Annotated in this window: 7 protein-coding genes; 4 read left to right on the forward strand and 3 right to left on the reverse strand. The window is 75.2% G+C overall.

All coding sequences use genetic code 11. The features are described 5' to 3' along the window. Positions 1-39: 39 nt before the first annotated feature. Genes ACFUK0_RS29690 through ACFUK0_RS29700 form a run of 3 tightly spaced genes read left to right on the forward strand, consistent with a single transcriptional unit; the run spans position 40 to position 2,565 of the window. Positions 40-843, forward strand: coding sequence for an ABC transporter ATP-binding protein (locus tag ACFUK0_RS29690; RefSeq protein ID WP_380255539.1), 804 nt, complete (start codon positions 40-42; stop codon positions 841-843). Next, entirely contained in the window at positions 830-1,744 is a 915-nt protein-coding gene (locus ACFUK0_RS29695) for an ABC transporter permease (protein ID WP_380255540.1), read from the forward strand. Before ACFUK0_RS29690 ends, ACFUK0_RS29695 begins: the two co-directional genes overlap by 14 nt. Before the next feature lie 35 nt (positions 1,745-1,779). Beyond that, positions 1,780-2,565: a sirohydrochlorin chelatase gene (locus ACFUK0_RS29700; RefSeq protein ID WP_380255541.1), complete on the forward strand. Its 786-nt coding sequence runs from the start codon at positions 1,780-1,782 to the stop codon at positions 2,563-2,565. 31 nt (positions 2,566-2,596) lie between these two features. On the opposite strand, the gene ACFUK0_RS29705 is transcribed toward ACFUK0_RS29700, so the two are convergent. The 3 genes from ACFUK0_RS29705 to ACFUK0_RS29715 form a co-directional block, all read right to left on the reverse strand. After that, positions 2,597-3,481, reverse strand: a complete 885-nt coding sequence (locus tag ACFUK0_RS29705; RefSeq protein WP_380255542.1) for a DMT family transporter — start codon at positions 3,479-3,481, stop codon at positions 2,597-2,599. 93 nt (positions 3,482-3,574) lie between these two features. Next, entirely contained in the window at positions 3,575-3,931 is a 357-nt protein-coding gene (locus tag ACFUK0_RS29710) for a YciI family protein (RefSeq protein WP_380255543.1), read from the reverse strand. Positions 3,932-4,074: 143 nt separating this feature from the next. Beyond that, positions 4,075-5,106 carry a hypothetical protein gene (locus ACFUK0_RS29715; RefSeq protein WP_380255544.1) on the reverse strand — a complete coding sequence of 344 codons (1,032 nt, stop codon included), beginning with the start codon at positions 5,104-5,106 and terminating at the stop codon, positions 4,075-4,077. 132 nt (positions 5,107-5,238) lie between these two features. Here ACFUK0_RS29715 and ACFUK0_RS29720 point away from each other — a divergent pair, with 132 nt between their 5' ends. After that, positions 5,239-6,099 carry a helix-turn-helix transcriptional regulator gene (locus ACFUK0_RS29720; protein WP_380255545.1) on the forward strand — a complete coding sequence of 287 codons (861 nt, stop codon included), beginning with the start codon at positions 5,239-5,241 and terminating at the stop codon, positions 6,097-6,099. Positions 6,100-6,170: the final 71 nt, after the last annotated feature.

The following is a 6,170-nucleotide window of genomic DNA, read 5'->3' on the forward strand; positions in this document are numbered from 1 at the left end:
CCGGGAGGGGCCCATGACCTCTCATGCAGGAGGTGCCCGGTGACCCCGGCACTGACCACCGCGGAAGACGCCCCCGGCGTCGAGAACCCGGACGGCGCACCCGCCGTCCGGATCTCGCACGTCCACAAGTCCTTCGGCCGCCCCGGCGCGGCGACCCACGTCCTGGACGACATCACGCTCGATGTCGCTCCCGGTGAGTTCGTCACGCTGCTCGGCGCCTCGGGCTGCGGCAAGTCCACCCTGCTCAACCTGGTCGCCGGCCTCGACCAGCCCTCCGCCGGCACCATCGAGGTGCCGAGCGGGCGCCCCTCGCTGATGTTCCAGGAGCACGCGCTGTTCCCCTGGCTCACGGCCGGCAAGAACATCGAACTGGCCCTGCGGCTCAACGGCGTGGCCCGCCCCGAGCGCCGGGCCGAGGCCGAGCGCCTGCTCGAACTGGTCCGCCTCGGCGGCTCGTACGGCAAGCGCGTGCACGAGCTGTCCGGCGGTATGCGCCAGCGCGTCGCGATGGCCCGCGCACTCGCCCAGGGCAGCTCGGTGCTGCTGATGGACGAGCCGTTCGCCGCCCTCGACGCGATCACCCGGGACGTCCTGCACGACGAGATCACCCGGATCTGGGCCGAGCAGAAGCTCACCGTCCTGTTCGTCACGCACAACGTGCGCGAGGCCGTCCGGCTCGCCCAGCGCGTGGTGCTGCTCTCCTCCCGCCCCGGCCGGGTCGCCCGTGAGTGGCGGATCGACCTGCCGCAGCCGCGCCGCATCGAGTCCGCCGGCGTCGCGGACCTGTCCATCGAGATCACCGAAGAACTGCGTGGGGAGATCCGCCGCCATGGCCAGCACTGACACCGCCCCCAGCATCGTCAAGGACGCCGTGCCCGGTTCGGTGCCCGACTCCGCCAGTGTCGAGGCCGGCCTCGACGCGCTGGAGACCGTCACCGCGTCCGGTCCGTCCTTCGGCCAGACGCTGCGGCAGAAGGCCCTGCCGCCGCTGCTCGGCGTGCTGCTGGTGCTCGCCCTCTGGCAGGGCGCGTACAGCCTGGAGCTGACCAGCTCCTACAAGCTGCCCAGCCCGGTCGACGTCTGGCACGCGGCCGGCGACCTGTGGAACGCCGGCACCCTGTTCGAGATCATCTGGACCAGCGTCTGGCGCGGCCTGTCCGGCTTCGTCATCGCCGTGGTCATCGGCACTCCGATCGGCCTGCTCGTCGCACAGGTCAAGCCGGTCCGCGCCGCGGTCGGCCCGATCCTGTCCGGCCTGCAGTCGCTGCCCTCCGTCGCCTGGGTGCCGGCCGCCGTCATCTGGCTCGGCATCAACAACTCGATGATGTACGCCGTCATCCTGCTCGGCGCCGTCCCGTCCATCGCCAACGGCCTGGTGGCCGGCATCGACCAGGTGCCGCCGCTGTTCCTGCGGGCCGGCCGCACGCTCGGCGCCACCGGGCTCTCCAACGCCCGGCACGTCCTGCTGCCCGGCGCGCTGCCGGGCTACCTGGCCGGCCTCAAGCAGGGCTGGGCCTTCTCCTGGCGCTCGCTGATGGCCGCCGAGCTGGTCGCCAGCTCGCCCGACCTCGGCCAGGGCCTGGGCCGCTACCTGGAGAACCAGCGCGAGTTCTCCGAGATGTCGGGCGTGCTGCTCGGCATCATCCTCATCCTGTTCGTCGGCATCGCCATCGAGCTGCTCGTGTTCGCCCCGATCGAGCGCCGGGTGCTGCGCAACCGCGGCCTGCTCGCCGCCGCCCGCTGAGCCCTGTCCGGGCCGACACCGTAAGGTTGGATCCCATGTTCACCGGCCGGCTGTCCGCTGCTCCGCCAGCGGGCAGCCCTGCCCTGCTGCTGATCGCCCACGGCAGCCGCGACGCCCGGCACGCGGCCACCGTGAACGCGCTCGTCCAGCAGGTCCGCGCGCTGCGGCCCGCGCTGGAGGTCGCCACCGCGTACCTCGACCACTGTGCGCCGCGCATCCCGCAGGTCACCGGCCGGCTGGCCGGCGCGCCCGCCGTCGCGGTGCCGCTGCTGCTCAACCGGGCCTTCCACGCCAAGACGGACATCCCCGCCGCGCTGCGCGAGGCCGGCGCCGACCTGCCGCTCGCCGACGTCCTCGGGCCGTCCCCGCTGCTGCTCGCCGCACTGGAGCGCCGCCTCGCCGAAGCCGGGCTGGACGTCGGCTCGGCCGCCGTCCGCGCCCGCACCGGTGTCGTGCTCGCGGCGGCCGGCTCCTCCGACCCGGCCGCCGGCGCCGCCACCCGCACCCTGGCCGCCGACTGGCTGCGCACCCGGGGCTGGGCCGGCGTCGAGGTCGCGTACGCCGCCTCGGCCGCCGACGGCGCCCGGGTGCCGGAGGCGATCGCCGCCCTGCGGGCCGCCGGCGCCACCCGGACGGCCGTCGCCCCCTACCTGCTCGCCCCCGGCCTGCTCCCCGATCGCATCAACGCCGCCGCGGCCGCCGCCGGGGCCGACCTCACCGCCGCCGTGCTCGGCGCCGCGCCGGAGGTCGCCCACCTGGTGCTGCGCCGCTACGACCGCGCCCGGCTCGCCGTCCCGGCCGCGCCCGCGCTGTCCGCCTGAACCCCGGCGGACCCGGCGGACCCGGCTGGCCTCAGTCGCCCGGCTCGCCGTCCGCCGAGGCCAGCAGTCGGGCCAGCGGCGTACGCGCCAGGACGACCGCCCCCGCCAGGATCGCCCCGGCGCCCAGCAGCTCCGGCACCAGCCACCACCCCGTCCGGACGGACTCCTCGAAGACGGTGACGCCCAGCGCCAGGCTGACCAGCGCGTCCGTCAGGGTCAGCGCGGGCTGCGAGGCCACCAGCGGCCCGGACTGCATGGCGTTCTGCAGCAGGAAGACCGCGCCGACCCCCGCCAGCGCGAAGCCGTAGGTCTGCCAGGCCCCGAGGAACCCCGCGACGCCGTCCGCCTGCCAGGCGTGCGTGGCCGCCTTCATGAGTGCCGCCGTCAGCGCGTTGCCGATCGCGGCCCCGGCCGCCAGCGCGCCGGCCCGCAGCCGACCCGGCGGCTGCCGCTTCGCGACCGCCACGAGCAGCGCCACCGCCGCCAGGCAGCAGCCCGTGGCGACCGCCCAGCGCCCGCCCGGCGGATCCGTGACGCCGCCCGAGGGCGCCGCCGCCGCCAGACCCACCCCGAGCCCGGCCACCACCGACAGCACCGCCAGCCAGCTGCCGCGGGTCAGATGCCGGCCGAGCACCACCCCGGCGATCAGCATCGCCATCGGCAGCTCCAGCACGAACAGCGGCTGCACCAGTGACAACGCGCCCTCGGACAGCGCCAGCGCCTGGAAGCACGCCGCGACGGCGATCGCCCCGAACCCGGCCAGCCACACCGGCCGGTGCAGCAGCTCCACGATCAGCCGCAGCCGGAACCCCGCCGACAGCGGCACCGTGCTCGCGGCCTTGCGCTGCAGCACGGTGGCCGTCGCGCTGCCGGCGGCCGCGAGGAGCGCGAACACCACGGCCGTCACTGTCTGCACCGGTCACTCCGCTCCGCCGGAGGCCGGGCGGCCGCCGGCCCGGGCGAGGCGCGGCCCCGGCGGGGCCGCGCCTTCGGGTCCGGTCACAGGTTCTCAGGCTTCGGCGATCTCGCGGACCTCCGACGTGACGGTCCAGTCGTCCGGGTGGATCTCCAGGAACCGCTTGGTCCACTCCAGGGCCTCGGCCATGTCCGCCGCCCGGATGATGGCGTAGCCGCCGACGACCTCCTTGCTCTCGGTGAAGGGCCCGTCGACGTAGCTGAGCCGCCCGCCGGACCAGGTGACCCGGGTGCCCTCAGAGGTCGGGGCGAGCCCCGCCGTCTCCAGCATCACCCCGGCCTTGGTGATCTCCTCGAACAGCGCGCCCATCCGCTTCTCGAACTCCGGGTCGGGCGCCTCGCCGGGCAGGTTCTGCTCGTCGATACGGATCAGCGACAGGTAACGCGGCATGGTGACTCCTCGGTCGGGAGGCGGTGCTTCTCCCCGCCTCTCACCCCTGCGTCGAACGGGAGCAGCCCGGATCGACAGCTCCCCCGGAATTCTTCTGAAATCCCTCCGACCCGGCCACCGGAGCGCGCGACCCGGCCGTGGGATCAGACCTTCCGCAGGAGGAAACTGTCGCTCGGGGTGCCCGCGAAGAGCAGGTCCATCCGGCCGGAGAGCTGGTAGACGCTGCCGTCCGGGCCCGCCGTGACGGCCGTCGGGGCGGGGTCGGCGGAGGGGTGGACGGCGGCCAGCCGGGCGGTGCGCCAGCCGTCCGCCGAGCGGAGTTCGACCTCGGCGTCGCGACCGGGGGCCCCCAGGCCGTTGGTGACACCCAGCACGGTGCCGTCCCGGCGGCCGAGCAGGCCGTCGAGCCCGGCCAGCGCGCCGGCCGGGAGGGTTCCGGCCGGGCCGGTGACCGGGATCGGGCGGACGTCGGCGGGGCGCCGTACGGGCACCCGCCACAGCGTGCCGTCGTCGTACTTGCCGAGGACGAGGACGCCGTCCTGGTACACGATGCCGTTCAGGCCGTAACCGCCCGGCTGCGCGCTCAGCCGGGCGTCCCGCAGCAGGACGGAGGCGCGGCCGTCCACGCCGACCCGGTAGACGATCGGCGCGGCGGAGTCGGTGACGTAGGCGGTGCCGTCCGGGCCGAACGCGACGTCGTTGGCGAAGTGCGGGCCGCCGTCGCCGGCCACCGCCGCGAGGTCGGTGTAGAAGATCCGGCGGCCGGTCTCCAGGTCGTAGGCGCCGATCCCGGCCAGCCTGCCGGTGGTGGCGGCCGAGCTGCGCAGGCCGACGCCGTTGTCGCCGTTGGCCAGCACGACGCGCCCGCGGGCGGCGTCCACGTGCAGGCCGATCACCGAGACTATCGTCCGCGGATCGTCGACCAGCGTGCGGACACTGCCGTCGGGCCGGACGGCGGAGACCGTACCGTGGCGCAGCGAGCCGACCAGGAACCGGCCGTGCGCCGCGTCCCAGGTCGCGCCCTCGGGGTGCAGGGTCGGTGCGTGGCCGTCCACCAGGGCGGGGTAGCGGGCGGGGTGGTGCGGTGCGGCGGCGGTGGCGGCCGGCAGGGCGGCCGTGCTGAGCAGTACGGTGGCGGCGGCGGCCACCAGGGCGCGGCGGAGCTGTCGGTTCATCAGGCGGTCCCCTTGTGACGGATCCTCACGGTGCTTACGGGAACAGCCTGTCGGGTGCGGCGGGGAGCGGGCAGTGCGTGGCGATACTGGTAGTACGGCTACCAGGCACGGGAACGGGAACGGGGGCGGATCATGACCACGGTCGGGACGCGGCGGACGGCACTGTCGAACTTCCTGCGCAGCCGCCGGGCCGGGCTGACCCCCGAGGACGTGGGGATGGCACCGGGTCTGCGCCGCCGCACGCCGGGCCTGCGGCGGGAGGAGCTGGCGGTGCTCGCCGGGGTCGGGGTGACCTGGTACACCTGGCTGGAGCAGGGGCGGGCGATCAACCCGTCCCCCGAGGTGCTGGCCAGTCTGGCCCGTACGCTGCGGCTGGACCACGCGGAGACGGAGTACCTGTTCCGGCTGGCGGGCAGTCACCCCCGGGCCGAGCAGGGCGCGGTGCCGGAGCGGGTGCCCGGGGCGCTGCTGCGCCTGATGCACGCGCAGTCGCCGTCGCCCGCCTTCCTGATCGACGCGGACTGGGACATCCGGGCCTGGAATCCGCAGGCGGAGGCGCTGTTCGAGTTCTCCCGGTGGTCCGCGCAGGAGTGCAACCTGGCCTGGGTCGTGTTCGCCAACGAGACGCACCGGGCCCGGGCGGTGGACTGGGAGCGCCATGCCCGCCGGATACTGGCCCAGTTGCGGGCCGCGTACGGCGAGCGGGGCGGCGACGACTCACCGGGCGCGCGGAGGCTGGCGGAGCTGATCGCGCGGCTGCGGGCGGGCTTCCCGGAGGCGGCCCGCTGGCTGGACGAGCACCAGGCGCAGGAGCGGTCGGGCACCGAGAAGGAGCTGGTGCACGAGGTGCTGGGCCTGCTGCGGATCGACCAGCTGGTGCTGCTGGCCTCGGGTGAGCCGCAGTTGGAGCTCGTGGTGCTGGCGCCGAGGGACGGGGAGACGGCGGAGCGGCTGGGCCGGCTGGTGCCGCGGGCGGCGCTCAGCGAGGTGTGAGGCGCCGGGCTCCCGGCTCCTGCTCCTGGTACCGGAAACGGCGGAGCGGGCACCGCCCGAAGGCCGTGCCC

This window comes from Kitasatospora sp. NPDC057223, assembly GCF_042669755.1.
Taxonomy (GTDB): Bacteria; Actinomycetota; Actinomycetes; order Streptomycetales; family Streptomycetaceae; genus Kitasatospora.